16 protein-coding genes are annotated in these 23,698 nt (G+C 74.1%); 14 read left to right on the top strand and 2 right to left on the bottom strand.

The window, feature by feature from the left end; translation table 11 throughout:
• Nucleotide 1 precedes the first annotated feature (1 nt).
• From Asi02nite_RS17295 to Asi02nite_RS17265, 7 genes are read left to right on the top strand one after another with little or no spacing between them, the layout of a single operon-like run.
• Nucleotides 2-1,138: an ADP-ribosylglycohydrolase family protein gene (locus tag Asi02nite_RS17295; RefSeq protein WP_203714105.1), complete on the top strand. Its 1,137-nt coding sequence runs from the start codon at nucleotides 2-4 to the stop codon at nucleotides 1,136-1,138.
• Nucleotides 1,135-2,472: an ADP-ribosylglycohydrolase family protein gene (locus Asi02nite_RS17290; RefSeq protein ID WP_203714104.1), complete on the top strand. Its 1,338-nt coding sequence runs from the start codon at nucleotides 1,135-1,137 to the stop codon at nucleotides 2,470-2,472. Before Asi02nite_RS17295 ends, Asi02nite_RS17290 begins: the two co-directional genes overlap by 4 nt.
• On the top strand, nucleotides 2,469-3,374 hold the full coding sequence (locus Asi02nite_RS17285; protein ID WP_203714103.1) for a PfkB family carbohydrate kinase: 906 nt from the start codon (nucleotides 2,469-2,471) through the stop codon (nucleotides 3,372-3,374). Before Asi02nite_RS17290 ends, Asi02nite_RS17285 begins: the two co-directional genes overlap by 4 nt.
• Nucleotides 3,371-5,305, top strand: a complete 1,935-nt coding sequence (locus Asi02nite_RS17280) for an SUMF1/EgtB/PvdO family nonheme iron enzyme (RefSeq protein ID WP_203714101.1) — start codon at nucleotides 3,371-3,373, stop codon at nucleotides 5,303-5,305. The genes Asi02nite_RS17285 and Asi02nite_RS17280 overlap by 4 nt, the downstream gene beginning before the upstream one ends.
• Before the next feature lie 18 nt (nucleotides 5,306-5,323).
• Complete coding sequence (locus Asi02nite_RS17275; protein WP_239126773.1) at nucleotides 5,324-7,444, top strand: alpha/beta hydrolase-fold protein; 2,121 nt, start codon at nucleotides 5,324-5,326, stop codon at nucleotides 7,442-7,444.
• Nucleotides 7,441-8,628, top strand: a complete 1,188-nt coding sequence (locus Asi02nite_RS17270) for a CaiB/BaiF CoA transferase family protein (protein ID WP_203714096.1) — start codon at nucleotides 7,441-7,443, stop codon at nucleotides 8,626-8,628. The genes Asi02nite_RS17275 and Asi02nite_RS17270 overlap by 4 nt, the downstream gene beginning before the upstream one ends.
• Nucleotides 8,628-9,458 (top strand): HpcH/HpaI aldolase/citrate lyase family protein, encoded by an 831-nt coding sequence (locus tag Asi02nite_RS17265; RefSeq protein WP_203714095.1) that lies wholly within the window; start codon nucleotides 8,628-8,630, stop codon nucleotides 9,456-9,458. The genes Asi02nite_RS17270 and Asi02nite_RS17265 overlap by 1 nt, the downstream gene beginning before the upstream one ends.
• Here the strand turns inward: Asi02nite_RS17265 and Asi02nite_RS17260 are convergent.
• Entirely contained in the window at nucleotides 9,448-10,377 is a 930-nt protein-coding gene (locus Asi02nite_RS17260; RefSeq protein ID WP_203714094.1) for a hypothetical protein, read from the bottom strand. The two genes, Asi02nite_RS17265 and Asi02nite_RS17260, sit on opposite strands and share 11 nt — an antisense overlap.
• Before the next feature lie 28 nt (nucleotides 10,378-10,405).
• On the opposite strand from Asi02nite_RS17260, the gene Asi02nite_RS17255 reads away from it, so the two are divergent.
• The 7 genes from Asi02nite_RS17255 to Asi02nite_RS17225 all read left to right on the top strand — a co-directional run bounded on the left by Asi02nite_RS17255 (nucleotide 10,406) and on the right by Asi02nite_RS17225 (nucleotide 20,496).
• Nucleotides 10,406-12,973, top strand: a complete 2,568-nt coding sequence (locus Asi02nite_RS17255; protein WP_203714092.1) for a hypothetical protein — start codon at nucleotides 10,406-10,408, stop codon at nucleotides 12,971-12,973.
• Nucleotides 12,970-14,382 (top strand): hypothetical protein, encoded by a 1,413-nt coding sequence (locus tag Asi02nite_RS17250; RefSeq protein WP_203714090.1) that lies wholly within the window; start codon nucleotides 12,970-12,972, stop codon nucleotides 14,380-14,382. Before Asi02nite_RS17255 ends, Asi02nite_RS17250 begins: the two co-directional genes overlap by 4 nt.
• The gene (locus Asi02nite_RS17245) at nucleotides 14,379-15,758 is read left to right on the top strand and encodes a DUF4407 domain-containing protein (protein ID WP_203714088.1); all 1,380 of its coding nucleotides are present in this window, start codon (nucleotides 14,379-14,381) and stop codon (nucleotides 15,756-15,758) included. Before Asi02nite_RS17250 ends, Asi02nite_RS17245 begins: the two co-directional genes overlap by 4 nt.
• Nucleotides 15,759-15,782: 24 nt before the next feature.
• Nucleotides 15,783-16,496: a vWA domain-containing protein gene (locus Asi02nite_RS17240; protein ID WP_203714086.1), complete on the top strand. Its 714-nt coding sequence runs from the start codon at nucleotides 15,783-15,785 to the stop codon at nucleotides 16,494-16,496.
• A 35-nt stretch (nucleotides 16,497-16,531) separates the two neighbouring features.
• Complete coding sequence (locus Asi02nite_RS17235; protein WP_203714084.1) at nucleotides 16,532-18,001, top strand: protein phosphatase 2C domain-containing protein; 1,470 nt, start codon at nucleotides 16,532-16,534, stop codon at nucleotides 17,999-18,001.
• Nucleotides 18,002-18,005: 4 nt separating this feature from the next.
• Nucleotides 18,006-19,022, top strand: a complete 1,017-nt coding sequence (locus Asi02nite_RS17230; protein WP_203714082.1) for a hypothetical protein — start codon at nucleotides 18,006-18,008, stop codon at nucleotides 19,020-19,022.
• A 436-nt stretch (nucleotides 19,023-19,458) separates the two neighbouring features.
• On the top strand, nucleotides 19,459-20,496 hold the full coding sequence (locus Asi02nite_RS17225; RefSeq protein WP_203714080.1) for a hypothetical protein: 1,038 nt from the start codon (nucleotides 19,459-19,461) through the stop codon (nucleotides 20,494-20,496).
• Here the strand turns inward: Asi02nite_RS17225 and Asi02nite_RS17220 are convergent.
• Entirely contained in the window at nucleotides 20,484-23,663 is a 3,180-nt protein-coding gene (locus Asi02nite_RS17220) for a CHAT domain-containing protein (RefSeq protein ID WP_203714078.1), read from the bottom strand. The two genes, Asi02nite_RS17225 and Asi02nite_RS17220, sit on opposite strands and share 13 nt — an antisense overlap.
• Between the last annotated feature and the right edge of the window lie 35 nt (nucleotides 23,664-23,698).

Genomic DNA, 23,698 nt, shown 5'->3' with positions numbered 1-23,698 from the left:
AATGTCACTCTTGCTCGACACTTCGGTCGGTTGCCTGGTCGGTGCCGCCGTCGGGGATGCCCTCGGCGGTGCCACCGAGACGGCGCTGCCCGAGCAGATCCGTGCCCGGTTCGGTGGTTGGGTCGAGGGGATCGTGCCCCCGTACCACGCCGACTGGGCGACCGCGCGGCCGTTGGCGCCGTACCACAAGGGCGACGGGCACATCACCGATGACACGTTGATGACCCATGCCCTGGTACGCGCGTACGCGGCCAAACGGGACCACCTCGACGCGTACGACGTGGCGGAGCTGCTCGTCCCCGATCTGATCGAGCGGGTGGTGCACATCCCCGACCTGGAGCGGGACGGGGTGACCTTCCACCGGCTCGCGGCTGCCGAGCGGTGGCTGGTCACCCGCCTGCACCACGCCCACGCGGACCCGCGCGAGGCCGGGGTCGGCAACATCGTCAACTGCGGTGCGGCCATGTACATGGCCCCGGTCGGCATCGTCAACGCGGGCGACCCGGCCGGGGCGTACGCGGAGGCGATCGAGATCGCCGGGGCGCACCAGCACAGCTACGGGCGGGAGGCCGCGGCGGTGTTCGCCGCCGCGGTCGCGGCGGCCGCGAGCCCCGGTGCGGGAGTCGAGGACGTGGTCACCGCCGCGCAGGACCTCGCCCGCGACGGCACCCGCGCGGCCCTGGTGGCCGTGGTCAAGGAGGCCCGCGCGCACGACGACTGGCGCACCGCCATCCCGGCGCTGCGGGCCGCCGTCGCGCCGTTCGACACGGTCGGCGAGGACTACCGCAACCCGGGCCTGGGCGCCCGCCGGCCGAGCCGGCTGCACGCCATCGAGGAGCTGCCGGTCGCGATCGGCATGCTCGTGGTGGCCCGCGGCGCGTTCCGGCCGGCGGTGCTGGGCGCGGTCAACTACGGCCGGGACGCGGACTCGACCGCCACGATGGCCGGGGCGATCGCGGGTGCGCTCGGCGGGGCCGCCGCCGTACCCGAGGAGTGGTCGTCCGCCGTCGCCGCCGGTTCGAAGACCGACCTCGAGGAGCCGGCCCGGGCGCTCGCGACCGTGGCCACCGAGATCTTCGAGCGGGACCGGGCCCGGTTCGCCCGGCGGGCCGACCGGTTCACGGAGCTGGCCCGGTGAGGATCACCTGGGTGCAGCCGGAGGACCTGCTGCCGCACGAGCTGGCCGCCAGTCGCGACGAGGGGCGTGACGTGTCGGCCCTCGAGCGGCGGTGGTCCGCCGCGGGTGGTGACCTCACCCCGCCGGTCAGCGGGGCGTCGCCGGACCCGGCGCCGCCGGCGCTGCGGGCGCTCGCGGTCGAGCTCCTGGATGCCGCGGACGCGCTGCCCGATGCTGCTGGCGTGAACGAGCCGGACGACCTGGCCGGGCTGCGCGCGACCTGGCCGGCCGACTGGTCGTTGCCCACGGACGTGACGCACGACCGGCTGCACGGTGCCTGGCTCGGCCGGGCCGCCGGCTGCCTGCTCGGCAAGCCGGTCGAGAAGATCCCGCGGGACGGGATCCGGGAGATCCTGACCGCGACCGGGCGCTGGCCGCTGCGGGACTGGTTCACCGCGGTCGGGCTGCCCGCCGAGGTGGCGGCGCGTTGGCCGTGGAACCGGCGCAGCGCGCCGACGAGCCTCGCCGAGAACATCGACGGCATGCCCGAGGACGACGACCTCAACTTCGCGCTGCTGGCGCTGCGCCTGCTGGAGACCCACGGGCGCGGCTTCACCAGTGCGGACGTGGCGCAGGCGTGGCTCGACTGGCTGCCCGGCGGGCGGGTCTTCACCGCCGAGCGGGTGGCCTACCGCAACCTGCTGCTCGGCTTCCCGCCGCCGGCCAGCGCCCGCCGGCACAACCCGTTCCGCGAGTGGATCGGAGCGCAGATCCGCACCGACGTGTACGGCTGGGTCAACCCCGGCCGCCCCGACCGCGCCGCCGAGCTGGCCTGGCGGGACGCCACCGTCAGCCACGTCCGCGGCGGCGTGCACGGCGCGATGTGGGCCGCGGCCCTGGGCGCCGCCGCGACCGTGGCGTCCGATGTGGACGAGGTGCTCGACGCGGCCGAGGCGGTGCTGCCGCCCCGGAGCCGGTTCGCGGCCACCGTGCGGGACGCGCGGGCGCTCGGCACGGGCGCAGCCGACTGGGAGAGCGTCGTCGACGAGCTGTACGCCCGGCACGGCCACCTCCACTGGGTGCACGTCCGCAACAACGCCGCGCTGGTGGCCGCCGCACTGGCGTACGGGCGGGGCGACCTCGAGCGGTCGGTCTGCGCCGTGGTCAGCGGCGGCTGGGACACCGACTCGACCGGCGCCACCGTCGGCGCGGTGACGGGCGCGCTGACCGGCGCCGCCGCCCTGCCGGAACGCTGGGTGGCGCCCCTGCACAACCGCCTGGCCAGCAGCATCGCCGGCTTCGACGGGATCGGCTTCGACGAGCTGGCCACCCGGACCCTGGCGGTGGCGCGATGACGGCCCAGGTGGTCGTGGTCGGCAGCACCAACCTCGACCTCGTCGTGACGACCGCGCAGCTCCCGGGCCCCGGTGAGACGGTGCTCGGCGAGGACTTCCGCACCGTTCCGGGCGGCAAGGGCGCCAACCAGGCGGTCGCCGCCGCCCGCGCGGGTGCGGACTGCGTCTTCGTGGGCGCCGTCGGCACAGACGAGTTCGGCCCCCGCCTGCGGGACAGCCTCGTCGCCGCCGGAGTGGGTGTCGACCGCCTGCGCACCGTGCCCGGCGCCTCCGGGGTCGCGCTGATCGCCGTCGACCGGGACGCCGAGAACTTCATCGTGGTGGCGCCCGGCGCGAACAGCGCGCTGACCGACCTGGACGCCGACGACCGGGCCGCGATCGCCGCCGCCGACGTGCTGCTGCTCCAACTCGAGGTGCCGATGCCCACCGTGGTCGCCGCGGCGGCCGCCGCCCGCGCCGCCGGCACCACCGTCGTCCTGAACGCCGCGCCGGCCGCGCCGCTGCCGGCCGACCTGCTCGACCTGGTCGACGTGCTGGTGGTCAACGAGCACGAGGCCGCGGTCGTCGGCGGTGGCGAGATCGAGGCGCTCCTGGCGCTGGTGCCCCGGGTCGTGCTGACCCTGGGTGCGCGCGGCGCCGCCTACGCCGACCGCTCCGGCGTGCGGGTGGACGTGCCCGCGCCCCGAATCGAGGCCGTCGACACCACCGCGGCCGGCGACGCGTTCACCGGCGCCCTCGCCGTCGGCTGGGCCGAGCGCGGTGGCGAAGACATCACGGCGGTCCTGCGCTGGGCCTGCGCCGCCGGTGCCGCCTGCGCTCAACGCCCCGGCGCCTCCTCCGCCCTGCCCGACCGGGCCACCATCGACGCCCTGCACGACGCGACATACCGAGGAACACCGTGAGCTTCAACCCGTACGTCCCGCGCCCGATCGACCGGCCGACGGTCGTGCCGCTCGGTGGCCACGCCGACCTGACCGAGCTGGACGAGGCGAAGATCTTCGCCGCGCCGGACGACCCGGCCGACTGGCCCGCCTGGCGCGCGCGGCTGGCGGAGTGGCGGGCCGACGCCCGGGCCCGGCTCGGCTACACCGGCCGGCACTACGACGAGATCGCCGGCGACTGCTTCTCGATCTGCCTCGCCTGGCTGTGGGACGAGACGCTCTACGACCACGACCGCGGGGTGTTCACCGTCGACGCGTTCCTCGACGCGGCCGGGCGGGACTTCGGCGGGTTCGACGGCGTCGTGCTCTGGCACGCGTACCCGGTGATCGGTCTCGACGACCGCAACCAGTTCGACTGGTACCGGGACGTGCCCGAGCTGCCCGACGTCGTCCGGGCGTTCCAGGACCGTGGCGTGCGGGTGTTCGTCGACTACAACCCGTGGGACACCGGCACCCGCCGCGCACCCGGCACCGATGCCGAGCAGGTCGCGGCGCTGGTCTCCGACCTCGGCGTCGACGGCGTCTTCCTCGACACGCTCAAGGAGGGCGCCGGCGAGCTGCGCGCGGCCCTCGACGCGGTGCGTCCCGGCCTGGTGCTGGAGGGCGAGAGCCGGGTCCCGCTGGCCCGGATCGAGGACCACGCGATGTCCTGGGCGCAGTGGTTCGCCGACTCCGACGTGCCGGGCGTGCTGCGGGCCAAGTGGTTCGAGCGCCGGCACATGCTGCACCACACCCGGCGCTGGAACAGGGACCACCTCGACGAGCTGCACTCGGCCTGGCTCAACGGCGCCGGGGTGCTGGTCTGGGAGAGCGTCTTCGGTGTCTGGGTCGGCTGGAACGCGCGGGACCGCGCGGTGCTGCGGGCGATGCGCCGCGTCCAGGCCAGCCACGCGGCCTGGTTGCGGTCGCAGGACTGGGAGCCGCTGGCCGACCACCCCGGCGCCGGCCAGGTGTACGCGTCGCGCTGGACCCACGACGGCACTCCGCTGTGGACGGTGGCGAACCGCGGTGCCGACCACGATGGGCCGTGGCTGGTCACCGAGGCGCCCTCCGCCGGCCGGTTCGTCGACCTCGTCACCGGCGCGTTCCTGACCGTCGAGGAGGTCGGCGACGGCCGGGTCAGCGTGGGCGGGCCGCTGCCGGCGGGATCGATCGCGGCCGTGACGGTCACCGGCGCCGCGGTCGAGCGGCACGAGCCGCCGACGGGCGACCCGTCGTTCCCGGCCCGGGTCGCGGTGCGCACCCGCACGCCGTGGGCGCCGCGCCCGGAGGTGCCGGCCGGGTTGGTGGCGGTCGCCGCGGGAGTGCGCGACCTGGTCGTCCGGCACCGGGTGCGGGAGACCGGGCTGTACGGCGAGACGCCGTACGTCGAGGAGTGGAAGCCGCTGCCGCCGCGCCTGCACCACGAGGCGACCGTGCGGCGCACGGTGCGGCTCGACCGGTTCGCGATCGCGACCCGCGAGGTCACCCACGGCGAGTACGCGGAGTTCCGCCGGGCCACCGGCTACGCGCCCGTGCGCCCCGAGCGGTTCACCGCGGGCGAAGGGCCGGCCGACGCGCCGGTCACCGGCGTGGACCTCGCGGACGCCCGCGCCTACGCGGCCTGGGCCGGGCTGCGGCTGCCGACCGAGGACGAGTGGCAGGTGGCCGCCGCGGCGGGGCTGCTCGTGCGGCGGGAACCGTTGGTGTGGAACCTGACCGAGAGCGAGCACAACGACGGGCGTACCCGGTTCGTGATCCTCAAGGGCGGCGCCGCGTACGCGGCCGAAGGTTCCGACTGGTACGTCGACGGCGGACCGCGACCGGCCGACGTCTCGGTGAAGCTGCTGCTCACCGGTGCTGGACTGACCCGCTCCGACCAGGTCGGCTTCCGTTGCGCGGCCGACCTCTGACCCCTGGGGAGTGACCTGATGGCACGAGGTTGGCGGCTCGCCGCCGGCATGGCCGTGGTGCTGCTCGCGCTCGGCCTGGCCGGTGCGCTGCCCGGCACGGCCGGCGCGGAGCGACCGCGCGCGGGGACCCTGACCACCGCGTCGGCGCCGTCCGCGGCGCTGGGCGGCAGCATCGACTACACCGTCTACCTGCCCTACGGCTACGACCCGGCGGCCGCCACCCGCTACCCGGCGCTCTATCTGCTGCACGGGCGCGGCGACACCATGCAGGCGTGGACCCGGGTCAAGGCCGACCTCGACCGGCTGATCGCCGAGGGGACCGTGCCGCCCGTCATCGCGGTGCTGCCCGACGCGCCGTGGAGCAGCCGCGGCAACTACTACGTCGACTCGTCCTACACCGGCGCCGACGACCCGGGCCGGCCCGTGGAGACGGCGCTGACCCGTGACCTGGTGTCGCATGTGGACGCGACGTACCGCACGGCCGCCCATCGCGGCGCCCGGCTCGTAGGCGGCTACTCGATGGGCGGTGCGGGCGCGCTGCGGTACGCCCTGGCCCATCCGGACCTGTTCGCCAACGCCTTGGTGCTCAGCCCGGCCGTCTACAAGCCGCTGCCGCCGGCCGACTCGTCGGCGCGGGAGTTCGGCGCGTTCGGCTCCGGCGACTCGACGTTCGACGACGAGGTCTACCAGCGGCTCAACTACCCGGCGCTGCTCACCGGCCGCGACCCGGACCTGCCGGTGCGGATGTACATCGCGGTCGGCGACGACGAGTGGGCCAACCCGGACCCGGCGGACGCCGCGCACGACCTCGACTACGAGGCCGCGACGCTCTACAACAGCGTGCGGCGGGCCGACGGGGTGGCCGCCGAGTTCCGGGTCGTCGACGGCGGGCACGACTGGGACGTCTGGCGACCGGCCTTCGTGGACGGCCTGACGCACCTGGCGGGCACGTTGAGCGCGACGCCGCCGGCCGGGCTGCCCGGCCCGGCGCACGGGACCCCGGGCCAGGACTGGGCCGGCGGCGTCGCCGCACACCCCGGTGGGGCCACCACCCTCGGTTTCGCCGCGTCCGGCCCGGTTTCCGGGCAGGCTTATACGGGTGGGCTGGACGCGGTCGTGACACGGGTGGGGTCGTGGACGACCCAGTTCGGCACGCCGGCCAACGACCGGCTCTACGGGGTCGTGCCGCTGGCCGACGGCGGGGTGATCACGGCCGGCTACACCCGCGGCGACCTCGACGGCGCCCACCCCGGGAGCCCGGCCGACGACGGCTTCGTGACCCGGCTGACCGCCGGTGGGCAACGGGCCTGGCTGACCCAGGCCGGCGATGCGGCGAAGGCCGACCGGTTCTACGCTGTGGCCGCCGCGCCGGACGGCGGTGCCTACGTGGCCGGCTACAGCAGTGGCTCGTTCGCGGGCGGCGCGTCGGCCGGCGACAAGGACGCCGTGCTGGCCCGGGTCGCGCCCGACGGCCGTCTGGTGTGGAGCAGGCAGTTCGGTGGTGCGGGCGAGGACAAGGCGTACGCGGTCGCGGCCGACGCCAACGGCGTCTACGTGGCCGGCAGCACCTCGGGCGCGCTGCCGGGCACGACCTCGCTCGGCGGGCTCGACGGCTGGCTGGCCCGCTTCACCCCCGCCGGGGAGCAGGACTGGGTGACCGCCGCCGGCGGTGCGGGCGACGACCTGCTCGGCGGCGTCGCGATCACGACGGAGGGCCTCGCGGTGGCGACCGGGTCGACCGACGGGGACGTGCTGACCGTCGCGCACACCAGGGCGGGAAAGCAGCGGTGGCGGGTGGTGACCGCCGGGCGCGGCCCCGACGCCGGCGCCGAGGTCGTCGCGGGGCCGGACGGCGGCGTCGCGGTGGTCGGCTTCACCAGCGCGCTCGGCCTGCCGGTCGGCGGCGCCGACGTGCTGACGCTGACGCTCGACCGGCGCGGCCGGCAGGTGGGCGTGGCGCAGTACGGCACCGCCCGCGACGACGCCGCGGACCCGTTCGGCGAGGAGAACGTCTACGCGACCCGGGCGGCCGACGGCCGGCTGCTGGTCACCGGTTGCACCGCCGGCTCGTTGGCCGGGAACCTCGGGAACGGTGACGTGTTCCTCGCCTCCGTCGACCCGGCGAAGGGGACACCATGAGCGCGCCGCTCGACGGGGTGAAGGTCGTGGACCTGGCGACGCTGTTCGCCGGGCCGCTGGCGGCGGCCTTCCTCGCCGACTTCGGTGCCGACGTCATCAAGGTGGAGCATCCGGCCAAGCCGGACCCCGCGCGCGGCCACGGCCCGGCCAAGGACGGCGTGGGGCTGTGGTGGAAGGTGCTCGGCCGCAACAAGCGGACCGTCACGCTCAACCTGTCGGACCCCGAGGGCGCGGCGCTGCTGCGGCGGCTGCTCGCCGACGCCGACGTGCTGGTCGAGAACTTCCGGCCGGGCACCCTGGAACGCTGGGGGCTCGGCCCCGCGGAGTTGCACGCGGTCAACCCGCGGCTGGTAATCGCCCGGATCAGCGGGTTCGGCCAGGTCGGTCCGTACGCGCGCCGGCCCGGGTTCGGCACGCTCGCCGAGGCGATGAGCGGGTTCGCCGCCGCCACGGGCGAGCCCGACGGTCCGCCGACGCTGCCGCCGTTCGGGCTGGCCGACTCGGTGGCCGCGCTGGCCACCGCGTACGCGGTCATGCTCGCCCTGCGGTCCCGCGACGCCAGCGGCACCGGGCAGGTGGTCGACCTCGCCATCATCGAGCCGATCATGGCGATGCTCGGACCGCAGATCACCTGGTACGACCAGATCGGGTACGTCCAGCCGCGGCTCGGCAACCGGTCCAACAACAACGCGCCGCGCAACACCTACCGGTGCGCCGACGGGCGTTGGGTGGCCGTCTCGACGAGCGCGCAGAGCATCGCGGAGCGGGTGCTGCGCCTGGTCGGCCGGCCGGAGCTGGTCGACGAGCCGTGGTTCGCCACGGGCAGCGGCCGGGCGGCGCACGCCGACGAGTTGGACGCCGCGGTGGGTGCCTGGGTCGCGGCGCGCGGGCGGGACGAGGTGGTCGCCGCGTTCGAGGAGGCGCAGGCGGCGGTCGCGCCCGTCTACGACGTGCGGGACATCCTCGCGGACCCGCAGTACGCCGCGCTCGGCACCGTGCACACCGTGCCCGACGAGGAGCTGGGCGAGGTGCGGATGCAGAACGTGCCGTTCCGGCTCTCGTCGACACCCGGGGAGATCCGGCACGCCGGGCGGCGGCACGGGCAGGACACCGACGCGGTCCTCGCGGCGCTGGGCCTGTCCGCCGCCGAGCTCGCCGCGTTGCGCGCGCGAGGGGTGATCTGATGCTGCTCACCTGGCTCTACGTGCCCGGCGACCGGCCCGACCGGTTCGCGAAGGCGGTGGCGTCCGGCGCCGACGCGGTGATCCTCGACCTGGAGGACGCCGTCGTGGCAGGGCGCAAGGCGTACGCCCGGGAAGCGGTCGCCGACTTCCTCGCGGTGGTGCAGCCGGTGCCCGTGCAGGTTCGGGTCAACGAGCTGACCGGCCCCGACGTGGCGGCCGACCTGGCGGCGCTGCGCGGGCTGCCCGGCCTCGGCGGTGGGTTGCGGTTGCCGAAGGTGGAGTCGCCGGAGGTCGTGGCCGCGCTGGGTGAGCGGGTGGACGCGCCGCTGCATCCGCTGGTCGAGTCGGCGGTCGGGCTGGAGGCCGCGTACGCGATCGCCGCCGCCCACCCTTCAGTCGCCTCGCTCGGGCTGGGCGAGGCCGACCTGCGCTCGGACCTGGGGGTCAGCCACGACGACGGGCTGCTCTGGGCCCGGGGGCGGGTGGTGGTGGCCGCGCGGGCCGCCGGCCTGCCGCCACCGGCGATGTCGGTGCACGCCGACGTTGCGGACACCGACGGCCTCGCCGCCACGTGCGCGGCGGGCCGCCGGCTCGGTTTCCTCGGCCGCGCGGCGATCCACCCGCGCCAGCTCCCGGTGATCGTCGACGCGTTCCGGCCGTCCGGGGCGGAGGTGTCCCGCGCGGCCGAGTTGCTGGCCGCGGTGGCGGAGGCGGAACAGCGCGACTCGGGCACGGTCGTGCTGCCCGACGGCCGCTTCGCCGACCGCGCGATGGTCGCCGCCGCCCAGCGCGTGGTCGACCTGGCGGCCCGCTATCCCGCTAGCCCCTGATGATCAACGCGTCGCCCAACGTCGTGTAGACGGAGGCTTGGTCGTTGGTCTTCATGACCCGGCCGGAACAGGTCATCCGGAGGCTGACGACGCCGGTGAGGTCGATCTCCACCTTGCGCGGGTGACCGACCGAGACGTCGATCGGCTTGGGCACGAGCTGCCGGCCGTCCTCGTTGTAGAAGATCATCTCGGCGGCCAGCCCGAATGCGCCCTGAGTGCCGTCGTCGATGCCCGCGGTCGCGGTGAACGTGGCCGAGCCGGCGACGTTCCACTGTACGTACGAGGAGGTCGCCCGTGAGCACCAGAAGGAGATGCTGCGCGGGTACCGCTGGTCGCTGAACGTCGCCGCTCCGGCGGAGGCTCTGCCGGCCGTCTCGTCCTGGCTGTCCAGATAGGTCGTGGCGCCGGGCCGCGGCGCGTCCGACGCCGACTCCGTGGGGAAGGGGTCCGCGCTGGGGGCGTCCGTCGTCCGATCGACGGTGGGCGACAAGGTCGGGTCCGCCGTTGGCGGCACCGGTGCCGCGGGCACGACCGTGGCGACCGATGTCGGCCCCGGCAGGACCGGTGGCGGCGGTTCGTCGCCTCCCGCGAGCACGCGCACGCCGGTCAGCGAGCCGGTGCCGATCGTGATCACGGTCAGGCCGACCAGCATGAGCAGCCACTGCCGGAGGCTGAGCAGGTTGAGGAACCGGCTCTCCGGCACGCCGTACTCGAGAGAACGTCGTTTCGATCTGTTGATGCCGTGCACGACCCGCACGGTGACCACGATCAGGCCGAAGGCCACCAGCACACACAGGGCGAGCAGGACCACCGCGTCGCGGTCGACGTCCGTGAAGCTCAGGTACAAGCCGAATCCGGTCGCCAACCCGGCCACGAGCACCAGGAAGACGAACAGGGCGGCCTTCTGGGTTCTGTCCACACCAGGTACTGACGGACAGCGGCACCGCATGGGCGCTGTCCGTCAGAACCAGACGGCGACGTTGACGGCCTCTAGGTGGCGGGAGCAACTGGTGATCGAGCAGGAGATCGACCTTCGCATCGCGGAGGCCTTGGGCGGACGACGGAACCAGCTCTCCTTCGTCGCCGAGTTGACCAGCGTCTGGCACGCCATGGTCGACGGGTTCGACCAGCTGGTGACCGTGCTGGCGGACGTGGAGAAGGCGGACCCGACCGACAACGGGGTGGCGCGCCTGCTGCACGGCACGGGCGACGGAATGAACCGCGTCGACGGGCTGCGACTGCGGATCGCGGCCGCCCAGCTCCAACTGGACGCCGTCAGCGCCCGAGTCCACCGCGACACGGTCAACATCGGTGTGGTCGGCGCCACCAAGGTCGGCAAGAGCACGTTGCTGCGCACGGTCACCGACCTTCCGGTGACCGTCATACCCACCACCCAGTTCAACCCCACGACGGCCTCGGCCAGCCGGATCTACCACACTGCCGGCGAGCCGACCGCGACGCTCGACCTGCACACCTGGCAGTCGTTCCGCGACAGCTACCTGGCGCCGCTCCACGAGGCCGCGGGCTTGGGCCCGGTCCCGGCCGACGCCGCGACGTTCACCGACCACCGCTACCCGGCACCTGGCAGCGCCGCCGCCGGCGCGACCGAGGCTGACGACTACCTGCGCAAGCTCGACGCGGCCCACCGGTCGTTCGCGAGCTACCGCCATTTGCTGGAGGGCCCCGCACGCGCGCTCGTCGTCGACTTCGCGGCCCTGCGGCCGTACGTCGCGTATCCCGATCTCGACGCTGGCGACCCCGCCGACGTCCAACCGTTCCACGCGGTGCGCAGCGTGCGCGTCGAGAAGGCGTTCGTCGAGCGGTCCGTCTCCAAGCTGGGGCTCATCGATCTGCCCGGTGCCGGTGAGGCCGGGCTCGACATCGACCGCCACTTTCTCGCACGGGTGAAGAACGAGATCGACCTGCTGCTCATGGTCAAGCGCGGCGACCGCAGGTCGGCCACCTACGTCGCCGAGGACGCCTACGCCCGCAACCTCGCGGACTCGGCGCGGGGCGGCGTCGCCCTCGACGACTACTACATGGTTCTCGTGAACCGGGACGAGGCGAACGACCCGACTGGCGAATACTTCGAGAACACCGTCAAGAAGGTCACCGAGGTCTCGCGAGAGCGCGGCATTCGGGTACTGGCCGCCGACGTGATCCGGCGTGACGAGGTGTTCGCCGAGGTGGTGCGGCCCGTCCTGGTGCACCTCGCCGGGCGCCTAGCGGAGATGGACCGGGCGGCCGTGCGTCAGGCGCTCGCGCTGGCGACCGAGGTGGCGGGCGAGGTCACGACCTACGCCGAGGACGCGTTGCGTACAGCCCGCGAGCGCGCGCTGCTCCTGCCCGACCAGGAGGACGAGTTCCGGGACCTCGCCGAGGAGCTTCGCGACGACCTGGCGCACGACCTCGCCGTGTTGGTCGACCACTACGACGGCGACCTCGCGGACGGGGCGGCCGACGCCGCGTTGTCGGCGGCCATCAGCGACGCGGTCGACGTCGCTCGCGGCTGGGTCCGCGACGGGCTCGGCCGAGGCTCCCGCGACCAGTGGATGAAGGAGATAAAAGGCCGCTACGTGGCGGGGTCGCTGGAGGCGAAACAGGACCAGTACTACCGCGCGAAGACGGAGATCACCGAGATCTTCAGCCGGATCGACGTTTCCTTGGAACGCTCGGTGCGGCGGCTGTGGGAGGACGTCGCCCAAGTCTTGCGCGGCCGCCTGACCGACGATCTGGTGCCTCCCGGGCCGGCGGCGCTCGACGAGCTGCGGTCGACCGCGGAGAGCCGGCGGGCGCTGATCCTCGCTGACGCGCTGCGCCAACTCCGACAGCTCAAGGCCGACTACGGAAGCGTTGTCCTGCGGGTGACGCGACCAGTGATCCGCGGCGTCCACTGGGACCGCGTGCCGTCCGTGGGGACGGCCGTTCCCGCCGTGTCCGCACAGCGTGCGACCCCGGCCCAGGCGCGCGCGACCACCGCGGCCCCGGCACCGGCCGGGTCCCGTTGGGTACGCAACGCCGACGGGAGCCTGCGGCGCGGGTCGGCTCCGGTGAGCGACCCTGCTCCGCGGACTCCGCCCCCGCCGGTCGCCGCCGTGGACCCGGCAACCACCCGAGCGCCGGTGACGGCAGTCGGGGGCCGGGAGGAGGAGTCGGCCAAGCGCGGCGCGGAGGTGCTCTACGACGAGCTCTCAGCGGCCGTCGAGCGATGCGTGACCGACCTCGAAACCGCCCTGCGCGAGGAGGGCCGGGTCATGTCCCGCACCCTCGCCGCGGCGGCCGACCGGTTCTTCGACAGCGTGATCCGTACCAACCGGAGCGAGCGGGACTACGAGTACCTGTGCAGGCCCAACCAGCGGTCCATCTGGCCCGACAAGTTCGACGGCGGCACGGCCCTGCTGGCCGCCGACCTGTCGCGCGCGCAGGAGCAGGCCCGTCTGGCGCTCGCCGCGACGGCGGCCGTCACCGGCCTTTTCGCGGGCCTGCGCCTGCGGCCGCTCACGGAGCCGACGTGACGACCGTACGCGTCGAGGACCTCGGCCCGCTCGGCGCGGAGCTGGGCTCAGGCGGTGAGGCGGCCGTTGTCGACCTGCCGCACCTGAGCCTGCCGGGCGTCGCGGGTCCGTTCGTCTACAAGCGCTACCACCCGCATGTCGCACCGGATCCGCGACGTTTGCGCGAGCTGATCGACCTGCGCGACGGGCTCGACGACCGGCGCCGGTCCGCGCTGGACGCGATCGCCGCCTGGCCGCTGCGGATGGTCGCCGACGGGCCGGCGATACGCGGGGTCGTGCTGCCGCGGATCCCCGGATCGTTCGTCCACCGGGTCCAGCTTCCGTCCGGCGCGGCGCGCGACGTGGTGCGTGAGGTCCAGCACCTGTTCGTCGACCCGGTGCGGTGCGCGCGGATCGGCATGCCGGTGCCGACAGCGGACCAGCGGCTGCGGATCTGCCGCGATTTCGCGGGTGCGCTGACCTTGCTCCACGATCCCGCGGTCAATGTGGCGTTCGGCGACATCAACGCCAAGAACGAGCTGTGGCGGCTCGACGAGGAGCCCGGGGTGATGTTCGTCGACTGTGACGCCGCCCGGGTGCGGGGCAGCGTCACCGCGGCATTCCAGCTCAACGCTCCTGACTGGACACCACCCGAACGCTCGGGAGCGCTGAGCCAGCAGACCGACCTCTACAAGCTCGGGCTGTTCGTGCTGCGCTGTCTCACCCCCGGTGACCAGGGATCGACCCGGGTCCACCCCGATGCCGCCCGGGACGTGCTCGACGACGAGGGCATAGGCCTGCTCATCCGGGCGGTCGGCACCACGCCCGCGGACCGGCCGGCGGCCGGCGAGTGGCTGCGTCACCTCAGCCTGGCGATCGGGGACCCGTTGGACCCGCCGGTGCTCTCCCGCGTCGAGCTCTCTCGGACGTTCGTGCTCCAGGGCGAGCCGTTGTCGGTCATCTGGACGGCGGTCGGTGCCGACGCCGTGGAGGTCGCGGGACCCGGCTGCGCCACGGTGGTCGCCGACGCCCGAGCGGGGCACGGACGTGTCGAGATCCGACCTGGGCGCGGTGGCAGCCTGACGGTCACCGCGCGCAACAACAAAGGAACCGTCGACGTGCGTACGCCGCCGGTGACCGTGGCCGACCTGACAGGTTGGTCCGATCTTCCCGTTCCGGCACCGCGTGTCGAGTTCCCCGCCGACGCGCTCCCGGTCCTGCCGGATGTGGGTTCCGCGTTGGCACTTTCCGTGCCGACGACTCCCCGCGTCGGCGCGATGGAGCTGCCCGCCGTGGCGCCGGCATTCGAGCTGGTGCCACTACCGGCGGTCATCGCAGCCCGCGACGCGCCTGACCCCGTCGACCTGACCGCGATCTTCCTTTCCCGGCCCGACAAGGGCCCCTCGGCGCGCAAGGGGAGCACCCGATGACGAAGCCGCACATTCTCGCCTGGCTCGGTGGCGGCCAGCGGCACATTCTCCGGGAAGCGCCGGGCGACGCGACGAAGCTCGCCTCCATGGGCGCGGTGCTGGTCGGCACGGCCGCCGTCGCGTCGGCGTCGGCCGCGTTCGCGCTCACCACCGCCGTGGGGCTGACCACGCCGGCGGCCGTCGTGGTCGGCATCCTGTGGGGCCTGCTGATCCTTGCGCTCGACCGGATGCTGGTGATCAGCATGTCGCGCCGCACCGGATTCTGGCCCAACGTCGCGGCGGCCGCGCCCCGACTTGTGCTCGCGCTGCTGATCGGTGCCGTCATCTCGGTGCCCCTAGTGCTCCGGATCTTCCAGCCCGAGATCAACAGCGAGCTGCAGGTGATGCGGTCCGAGAGCCTCATCGCCAACCAGAAGAAGCTGGACGAGCAGTTCGCCGACCTGCCCACCCTGCAGGCCCGGGTCGATGAGCTGCAGGCGGTCGCCGATGGCAGGGAACAGCCCAACGTCAGCTCCGACCCGGACGTGCGGACGGCACGGGACGCCGTCACCACCGCGCAGAAGTCCTATGACGACGCCGCCGCGAAGGCCCAGTGCGAGCTCGACGGCCGGTGTGGAACCGGCAGGGCCGGGCAGGGCGACGCGTGGCGGTCCGCACAGACGACGGCCGACCGGGCCCTGGCCACCCTGAACGCGGCGAAGGCGGAGCTGGCCGCGGTCGAGACGGCCGTCCGCGACCGCATCTCCGGAGGGGCCGCCGCAGCCGCGTCGTCCGCACGGGCGGAGCTCACGACCCTTCGTCCCACACTCGACGAGCGGGTTGCAGCGCGCGCCCAGGTCCTGCGCGACATGGAGAAGGGTGAGAAGGAGAACACAGGCCTGCTCAGCCGGCTCGAGGCACTGGACCGGCTCTCGGACGGCCGGCCCATGATGTTCCTCGCCCACTGGGCGCTGATCCTGCTGTTCGCCTGCATCGAGCTGCTACCGGTGATCGCCAAGCTCTTCTCCAGCTCCGGCCCTCCGACGCTCTACGAACAGCTCGTCCAGGTCCAGGAGAACGGCGCTCTGGCCGCCAGCCAGGTCCGCTCGGACAGAGAACGGGAGCTGGCCGAGCTGGAGATCGACGTCCGCACAGAGATCGAGCGGCACCGGGCCGCCATCCAGGTCGAAGCGGGCAAACACGCGAACGCGCGGCTGCTGAGCAAGCAGCAGGAGCTGGCCGACCGCGCGATCGACGTCTGGGCCGAGGTGGCCAAGCAGCGCACGGACGAGGAACTGGCCCGCTGGTACGCCTGGCACGCGCGCAACGACCAGAGCCCGGTCGCATCAACGAACGGCAGCCAACTGCCGGCGTCCCCGCCCACGGCGGGGTCCTGACCCCCACCTACGAAAGGATCCACAATGGATCACACCGGCGCCAAGCTCCTACCCTTCTACCTGGTGATCGACGTCTCGTGGTCGATGTCGCTCGACGGCAAGCTCGACGCGGCCAACGCCATCATGCCGTCGATCGTCGACGCCCTGGCGCAGAACCCGATCCTCTCCGACAAGGTCCGTTTCGGTCTGATCGACTTCTCGGATACGGCGCAGGTCCGGCTGCCGCTGTGTGATCTGCTCGACCCCAACCTCACCTTGCCGGCGCTCTCGGTCAGCGGCGGCACGAGCTTCGGCGCCGCGTTCACCACCCTCAAGCGCGAGATCGAGGCCAACGTGGCCCAGCTCAAGGCCGACCAGTACGTGGTGCACCGGCCGACGGTCTGGTTCATCAGCGACGGCGAGCCGACAGACGAGGAGTCGAGCTGGCGGCCGGCGTTCGCTGAGCTGACGCAATCGAAGATGTATCCCAACTTCATTCCCTGCGGCGTGGACAAGGCCGACGTCAACGTGATGGGTTCGTTGATCCATCCGGCCAGCGGGCCCAAGAAGATGGCGTTGTACATGATGGACCCGCAGTTCCAGGCGGCCAAGGCGATCACCGCGATGGCCGAGATCCTGATCTCCAGCATGATCCAGTCGGGCTACAGCCTCGCCGGCGGGAACACCGGCACCATCCTGCCGGCCAAGTCGAGCCTGCCCGCTGGCATCCAGCAGTACGACCCCGATGACCTGCTGTGAGCCGACCGTCGCAGCCAGCCCGAGAGGACCCGCAGGTGACCACGCTCCCTCTGCTGCCGATCTATCTGCTCGTCGATCTCGCTGATACCGGTCAGGCCCCACGGAAGGAACGGGCCCTCAACCGGCTGGTGTCGGCCGTCGTCGACCGGCTCCGGGCCGACCCGGTGCTGGCCGGGTGCGTGCGTCTCGGAGTGATCGGTCTGGCCGAGACCGCGATCCGGTTCCAGCCGCTGGAGCCGCCGGAGGGCATCGACAATGACCTGCGCCTGCCGGTCGGCGGCGCCGGCTCGTCCGTCGCGGCCGTGCCCGCTGCCTGCCAGCTCGTGGCGAGAGACCGCGTCAAGCTCGCCAAGCATCGCCACCGCCCGCCGCTGTTCGTCTTCCTCTCCGACGACGCGCTGGGCATCGAGGAGCGCAGTGCGCGGGTCGAGAAGGTGCTGACCGAGACACACCATGACGCCACCTTCGGATCCGTGCTCTACGACATCGACACACCGCAGCCTTCGGCGCACCGTGCGGAGGGCGACGACGCCCTGCGCGCGACCTTGGGTGAGATGGAGCGCTTCGCAGACGCGGCGCGTGCAGCGCTCACGAACGACGAGACACCACCGTGGATAGGCGGTTTCGAGTCCTACGCGGTCGGCGACCCCGGCAACGCCGCCCGGACGGTGCTTCCGAAGCCGGACCGGTCCGAGTGGGACCGGCGCGACACCGTGCTCGACGGCGTGCACCTCGGCGCCGTCGAGCTGCGGGCCGCCAGCGTGCGCGGCTGGTCGCACCGGTACTACGGCGTCGTGCGGCAGGACGACTACGCGTTCCGTCTCACCGAGGACGAACGCTACCTGGTCGCGGTGGTCTCCGACGGCGTCTCCAGCGCCACCCGCTCGCACAAGGCCGCGGCGTTGGTCACCCGGGTCGGCGCGGAACTCCTCGCCGACCGGCTCGCCCGGTCCGACGCCGACGGAGTCGACTGGGTAACGATGACCCGCCAGCTGAGCGACGAGGTGATGAAACTGGGCGAGCGGATCATCGACGTCGAGCCCGACCAGCGCCCGCTCGATCCGCGCGAGGTGGCCGCCCACCTCGCGGCCACCGTGGTCTTCGCGATCATCGACCTGCGCCCCGTCGACGACGTGATGCCGGTGCACACGTTCGCGGTCGGCGACTCGGCCGCGTGGATCCTGCGCGACGGTGCGCGGTGGGAGCCGGCGCGACCTGTCAAGAACGCCGGCGACGGCCCGGCGACGGCGATGACCCGTGCGTTGCCGCTCGCGGGCCGGGACCTCGGCCGGCCCGTCCGTGGCCGCCTGGGCCGATCCGACGTGCTCGTGCTCATGAGCGACGGCCTCGGCGATCCGCTCGGTGAGGGGCGCGGGCCTGTCGGACGGTTCCTGGCGACGGCCTGGGCCCGCCCACCCGCACCGATCCAGTTCGCCGCACAGGTGGACTTCGCCCGTCGGTCCCACGACGACGACCGCACGGCGCTCGCGGTCTGGCCGGTGTGACGTCGTGGCCGCCGACGCCATCACCCTGACCGAAGTCGGTGTTCTTGGCCCCCAGATCGGCGAGGGCGGGCAGGCGCGGGTGTTCCGGGCGCCCGCCCTCGTCCTGCCGGACGCCGCCCGCGAACTCGTTCTCAAGGCCTACCGACCCGGTCATCAACCACCGCACGGCTTGCGCAAGCTCGTGGCGGTGCGCAACGGCCTGCTGCCGGCGGACCGGGACAGGCTCGACGGGTTCGCTGCCTGGCCGCTGCGGGTGGTCGAGGAAGGCGGGCAGGTCCTCGGCGTGGTGCTGCCGTTGATTCACGCGACCTTCTTCGTGGACAGGGTGCTGCCGGGCACCGGCCAGCGGGCGACGACGCCGCGCGAGATCCAGAATCTGCTGATCCCGCCCGAGCGGGCACTCCGGATCGGCATGACGGTGCCGGACCTCGCCGAGCGGTTCGCCGTCTGTCGGGACTTCGCCGCCGCGGTGCACTTCGTCCACCGCCAAGGCCTGGTTCTCGGCGACATCAACGCGTGCAACGCGCTCTTCCGCATCGGGCGGCGGCCGACCGTGATGCTGGTCGACTGCGACTCGATCCGGATCCGGGGCAACGCCGCTGTGGTCGCGCAACTCAACGCGCCGGACTGGGAGCCCCCCGAGCGGCAGCTCACCCAGGAGTCGGACCGCTTCAAGTTCGGGTTGTTCGTGCTGCGCTGCCTCAGCACCGGCGACCAGATGTCGACCACCCGGGATCCGTCCCGGGCCGACGCCGTGCTCGACCAGGAGGGGCGTGCCCTCCTGCGCGCGGCCCTCGAGACCGCACCGGGGCGGCGACCGACCGCACGCGACTGGGGCGCGTATTTCCACTTCCATCTCACCGGTCAGCGCATCCCGCCGACCGCGACGTCCACCCGTCCTGGTCCGGGCGGTTCGCCGGCGACCTCCGGAGGTGCGGGGGTGCCACCTCGGCAGTCGGGCGGCGTGGCTACCCGGGGCTGGGTCAGAGACCCCGCGACTGGACAGTGGACCCAGCCCTGAGCGGCCTTTCTAGATCGAACAGGAATGGGGCGGGGTCAATTCCTCCGGCTGTCGGGATGCGTGCCGCCCACGGCCGCCTGTAAGTGCTTCGGCGCTGTGGGGTGCCGGCTGGCCAACCGACTGGCGAAACGGCTGTCACGTTCTGACGCACGTCGGGACTCCGGGTGGTGACCCACGTTCGGGGGACTGACCTGGGCGGACAACTGTGCGTCCCGCTCCGGCGGAGCGGGACGGCCGCGACATCGCCGCGCATTTCGTCAATTCCTTGACCCCCGGTGGGTAAGGATATCGGGCGGGGTTCGGGCGCCGATTTCTCGAGGCCAAGTCCGTCTGTTCCATCCTTGACCCCGTGCGGCGCTTTTCGCTGCCGCGGACTCGCCGAGCCGTGTCGTCTTTGGCAGGCTGGTGTCCATTGAGGGCACTGGAAGGGGCCGACGTGAAGGACGTTCTCGACGAGCTGTCGGGTCCGGTTGACGGGACCGCGGCGGCGTCCGTGCGGGACCTCGCCCGGCGCGGCCTGCTCGCCGAGCGTGCCCGGACCGCGCCCGTCGCCGAGCGCGCCCTGCTCACCGGCGGGGCGTACGAGATCGTCTGGCGGGTCGTGTTCCAGCGGCTCACGCGACAGGTGGAGATGCGGCGCGGGCACTACGTCTGCGCCAGTTCCGTGCTCCGACTCGAGCCCGACTGCCTCGACCGCTTCCAGGACGACGTGGAAGCCGTCCTCGCCCATCTGCTCCAGCACGCCCGGATGCCGATCCAGAGCCTGGAAGCCTGGATCGCGACCCGGCTCACGCCGGCCACCGTGGACGCGCACCGCCGCCGGCGCGGTGAGCGTGGCGCGCTCCAGCGCCCGCGCCTGCCGGAGTGGCTCAAGGAGGCCCTCGGCCGGGATCCCTGGCTCTCCGTGCTCGCCGTCGAGGTCCTCGTGTGGGTCGGCGTCCCGGTGACCGCGGGGCTCGGCATCTGGCCGCTGGACGCCTGGTCGGAGCGCCGGGCGACCGTGACCGACAGCCACCGTGGCGCCGACACCGAGGTGGCCCGCGACGTCGACGTCGTGCTCGCGGCGATGCGTCGCAACGCGGCCTGGTACGCGAAGTTCGTCGAGCGCCCGCTCGGTCGCAAGCAGGCGCCGGTCCTGCCGGCGCCGCGCCGTGGGGTCGAGTCGGAACCCAGCTATCTCGCGCTGACCGAACGCCACGAGGTCGACGAGGCGCGGTTGACCGCGCTCGCCGCCGAGGCGGTCGTGGCCATCGAGGCGCGGGTTCGGGCCGGCGTCGACCCGCGGACCGCCGTGACCGAGGTCGTCCGCACCGTCTTCGGCGGTGGCACGGGCGCCGAGGCGATGGACCGCACACCGGCGACGGGGCCGGAGGCCGACGAGCGCGGGCGGGCGCTGGTCGCGGAGCCGGCCACGATCGAGCGGATCGTCTCGGCGATGCTCGACATCCTGCCAGGTGCCGATCAGCGTCCATGATGGATGAAGGCCGCCCAGCCCGCCGGGTCGGCCAGTCGGGTGGGCTCGTCGGGCGGCAGCGGCATCCCGGGCACGTACGGGCGGTGCGGGTCGAGCATCCAGAGCTGGGCGGCCCGCAGCGCCGCGGCCGGTGTCGCGCCCTTGGCGAGGAAGTGGTGGAAGACGTGCATCAGGTGCGGCGTGGTGTCGTCGGGCACCGCCCACAGTGACCCGACCACGCCGGCGGCGCCCGCCGCGAGGAACGCGGTGGCGAGGCTGAGGGCCTCGTCGTAGGCGCTGTGCGCGATGCCCGTCACGCACGCGGAGAGCACGACCAGCCCGCCGGGCGAGTCCGGCGACCGGCGCTCGGCGCGCCGCAGCACCCGCTCCACCGGCAGCCGCGCGCCGCCGGCCAGCCGCAGGAAGGACTCGTCGGGGGATCCGCCGGCGTACGCGTGGCAGGCGAGATGGAGCAGGGCCGCGCCGTGCCGCTCCAGCACCGCGGTCGGCGTGCCGTCGTCGCCGCCCAGCACCGTCGCGGCGGGATAGAACGTCTCGTGCAGCGTGCGCACCTCGGTCGCCGCGCCCGGCAGCTCCCGGGTGGGGTCGCCGACGAGCACCTGGCCGGCCGCGAGCGGCGCGACGGGCCGGCGCGCGACCTCGACGAGCTGGCGGGCCGAGGCGGCGTAGGACAGCTCCAGGTCGGCGACCGCGTACCGGTGGCCGCCCGGCACCGGCCGGCGCGCGGCGTGCCACGGCACGGCGCCGAGCGCGCCGACGGGCACGAGCACCACGCGCGGCTCCCGGCCGGGGCGCGCGACGGCGGTGTGCAACTCGGCGACGGCGGCGTCCCAGGCCCAGTCGCAGATCCCGTCCAGCCAGGTCGCGGCGGCCGGCGACACGGCCAGCTCGCGCGGGCCACGGACCGCCGGGGCCGGATCGACGCGCGATCCAGGCATCGCGCGCAGGTGCGGGCAGTGCCGCGGGGTCACCCGGCCCGCCCGGTCGACCAGCAGGATCAGGCCGTCGCCGGCCGGGCCTCCGGCCACCAGGTACGCCAGCGCGTCGGCGCCGATCCGGTCGAGCGCCCCGCCGATCTCCGCGGCGTCCGGCGGTGCCAGCAGGTCCGGTCCCGCGGTGAGCAGCGCCTCGAGGGCGCGCCGGCGCAGGTCGGTGGGTGCCGGCCCGGGCAGCAGGACGTCCGCCAGCGCGGCCGCCGGATCGGTCCACGGTGGCGGCACGTCGGGGTCGACCGCCACCCACTCGTCGGCCAGCGCCTCGTGGCCGTGGGCCCGCAGCAGCGCGGGCAGCTTCGCCGCGCTGGTCGCCGCGTGCAGCACGAGGCCGCGGCCCAGCTCCACGGCCCGCACCGCGAGGTCGGGGCGGTCGGCCGACAGGCACCGCCGCGCGAGCCGCTCGCCCTGCCCGGCGACCTCCCGGGTGCTGGCCAGCGCGTGCGCCGTCCGGGTCTGCAGCAGGGCCTCCGCGCCGGCGGCCCGCAGCGCCGCGAGGCCGACCCGCAGCGCGTCGGCGGTGTCCCCGCGCTGCCAGTGCGCGTCGGCGAGCCGGGTGAGCACGAGCGTCCGGGGTGGGCCGCCCGGGTCGCCGCCGAGCTCGTCCGAGGCGGCGGTGAGCCGGTCGACCGCGGCGTCCAGGGCGGCCCGCCCGGCGCCGCGCTCGGCCCGGAGCAGCTCGGCGAGCCCTTCGAGCGCGACCAGGCCGGCCCGCTCGTCGGGAGCGGACGAGGAGATCGCGCGCAACCGGCGCAGCGCCTCGTCCGCGGCCGCGAGGTCGGTGGTGTGCGCCGCACGGAGCAGGAGGGCGACGGCGCCCGCCGCGGCCAGCGCGGGCCGGCTCGACGGGATCACCTCGGCCGTGGCGGCGGCGTCGAGCAGCGCGAGACCGGCGTCGTCGCCGCCGACGACGAGCGCGAGCCCGCGTACGACGTCGAGCCGCGGTCGCCACGGATGGCCGGGCGGCACGAGGTCCCGCAGCTCGTCGGCGACCGCGGCGACGGCCGCGCGGTCCCGCCCGCGCAGCGCCGCGACGGCCCGGTTGAGCGCGCCGAGCGCTTGGATCTCGGCGAGGTCGGGGCTGTCGGGATGGGCCCGGGCGACCGCCATGGCCCGGTCGAGCAGGTAGGCCGCCGCGTCCTGGTCCTCGCCGACACCGCCGAGCGCGTGCCGGTCGTGCAGCAGCGCGCCCAGCGTGGCGACCACGACCGGGGCGAGATCGTCGTCGACGGGCAGCAGCCGCAGGGCCTCCTCCAGATCCCGGACGGCCGCGCGGGCGTCGTCCGGGGCGCTGTCGCGGCGGGCCCGCAGCATCAGTGCCATCGCCCGCAGGAAGTGGTCCCGCCCCCGCTGGAGGCTGCCCGGTGGCGCGGCCGCGAGCAGGGCGTCGGCCTCGTCGACGAGCTGGTCGACCGGCACGGGGTCGCCCGACGCGGCCAGCGTGACCGAGACGCCGGCCAGCTTGCGCCGCAGGTCGTCCGGGGCGGCCGGGCCGGCGGCCGCGAGCTCCGCCCGTAGCGCGTCCCGGGCCGCCCGCAGGTCGTCCGGCCGGCGGGTGCCGGAGGCCAGCGTCGCCAGCTCGCCCGTCAGCGCGCCCCGCACGGCGTTGCCGGCCGGAAGCTGGGCGATCATCGCCTCGATCGCCTCGCGTACCGCCGGATCCGTGCCGTCGTCGCTCAGCCAGGCCTGCATGCCCATGAGCATCGTGCTGGTGGGCGACGGCGGCAGACTGGGAATCGTCGGCAGCGGACCGGCCCCGTTCATGGCCAGCACGAGCTGGACCGCGATCAGCGAGGTCTGCGCGGTGGCGTGCAGCTCGGGGTGGATCGGCTGGTGGTCGAGCACCCGCTGGAACTGCTCCACCGCCCGCAGGCCGTCGCCGATCGCCTCGGCGTCGAGCCCGCCCGCGCCGTGCAGCAGGGCACCGAACGCGAGCGTCGCCGCGCCGCCCGGGTCGGGGTGCAACGGCGCCGGCAGGGCCCGCAGCATCAGCAGCACGCCGAGGGCCGTCCGGGCGAGCACCTCCTCGTCGGGGGGCAGCGCGCCGCTGTCGGCCGCGTCCTCGAAGAGCCGGATCGCGCGATCGCGGTCCGCGGGACCCCCACCGGCCGTGACGAACCGCGTCATCAGCCGCTTGGCCCGCCGGCAGGCCTCGTGTGCGTCGTAGTGGGGCACGGCGTCCTCCAAGCATCGGCGTCGCCTGGACCTGA

Source organism: Asanoa siamensis (assembly GCF_016862555.1).
Lineage (GTDB): Bacteria > Actinomycetota > Actinomycetes > Mycobacteriales > Micromonosporaceae > Asanoa > Asanoa siamensis.
The sequence above is the reverse complement of the archived record's forward strand: the minus strand, read 5'-3'. Positions and strand labels throughout refer to the sequence as shown.

Excerpts from the sequence above, each read along its gene's own strand:
- Asi02nite_RS17270 (WP_203714096.1), top strand. The coding sequence starts at position 7,441 with ATGAGCGCGCCGCTCGACGGGGTGAAGGTCGTGGACCTGGCGACGCTG.
- Asi02nite_RS17285 (WP_203714103.1), top strand. The coding sequence starts at position 2,469 with ATGACGGCCCAGGTGGTCGTGGTCGGCAGCACCAACCTCGACCTCGTC.
- Asi02nite_RS17245 (WP_203714088.1), top strand. The coding sequence starts at position 14,379 with ATGACGAAGCCGCACATTCTCGCCTGGCTCGGTGGCGGCCAGCGGCAC.
- Asi02nite_RS17295 (WP_203714105.1), top strand. The coding sequence starts at position 2 with ATGTCACTCTTGCTCGACACTTCGGTCGGTTGCCTGGTCGGTGCCGCC.
- Asi02nite_RS17240 (WP_203714086.1), top strand. The coding sequence starts at position 15,783 with ATGGATCACACCGGCGCCAAGCTCCTACCCTTCTACCTGGTGATCGAC.
- Asi02nite_RS17265 (WP_203714095.1), top strand. The coding sequence starts at position 8,628 with ATGCTGCTCACCTGGCTCTACGTGCCCGGCGACCGGCCCGACCGGTTC.
- Asi02nite_RS17255 (WP_203714092.1), top strand. The coding sequence starts at position 10,406 with ATGGGCGCTGTCCGTCAGAACCAGACGGCGACGTTGACGGCCTCTAGG.
- Asi02nite_RS17275 (WP_239126773.1), top strand. The coding sequence starts at position 5,324 with ATGGCACGAGGTTGGCGGCTCGCCGCCGGCATGGCCGTGGTGCTGCTC.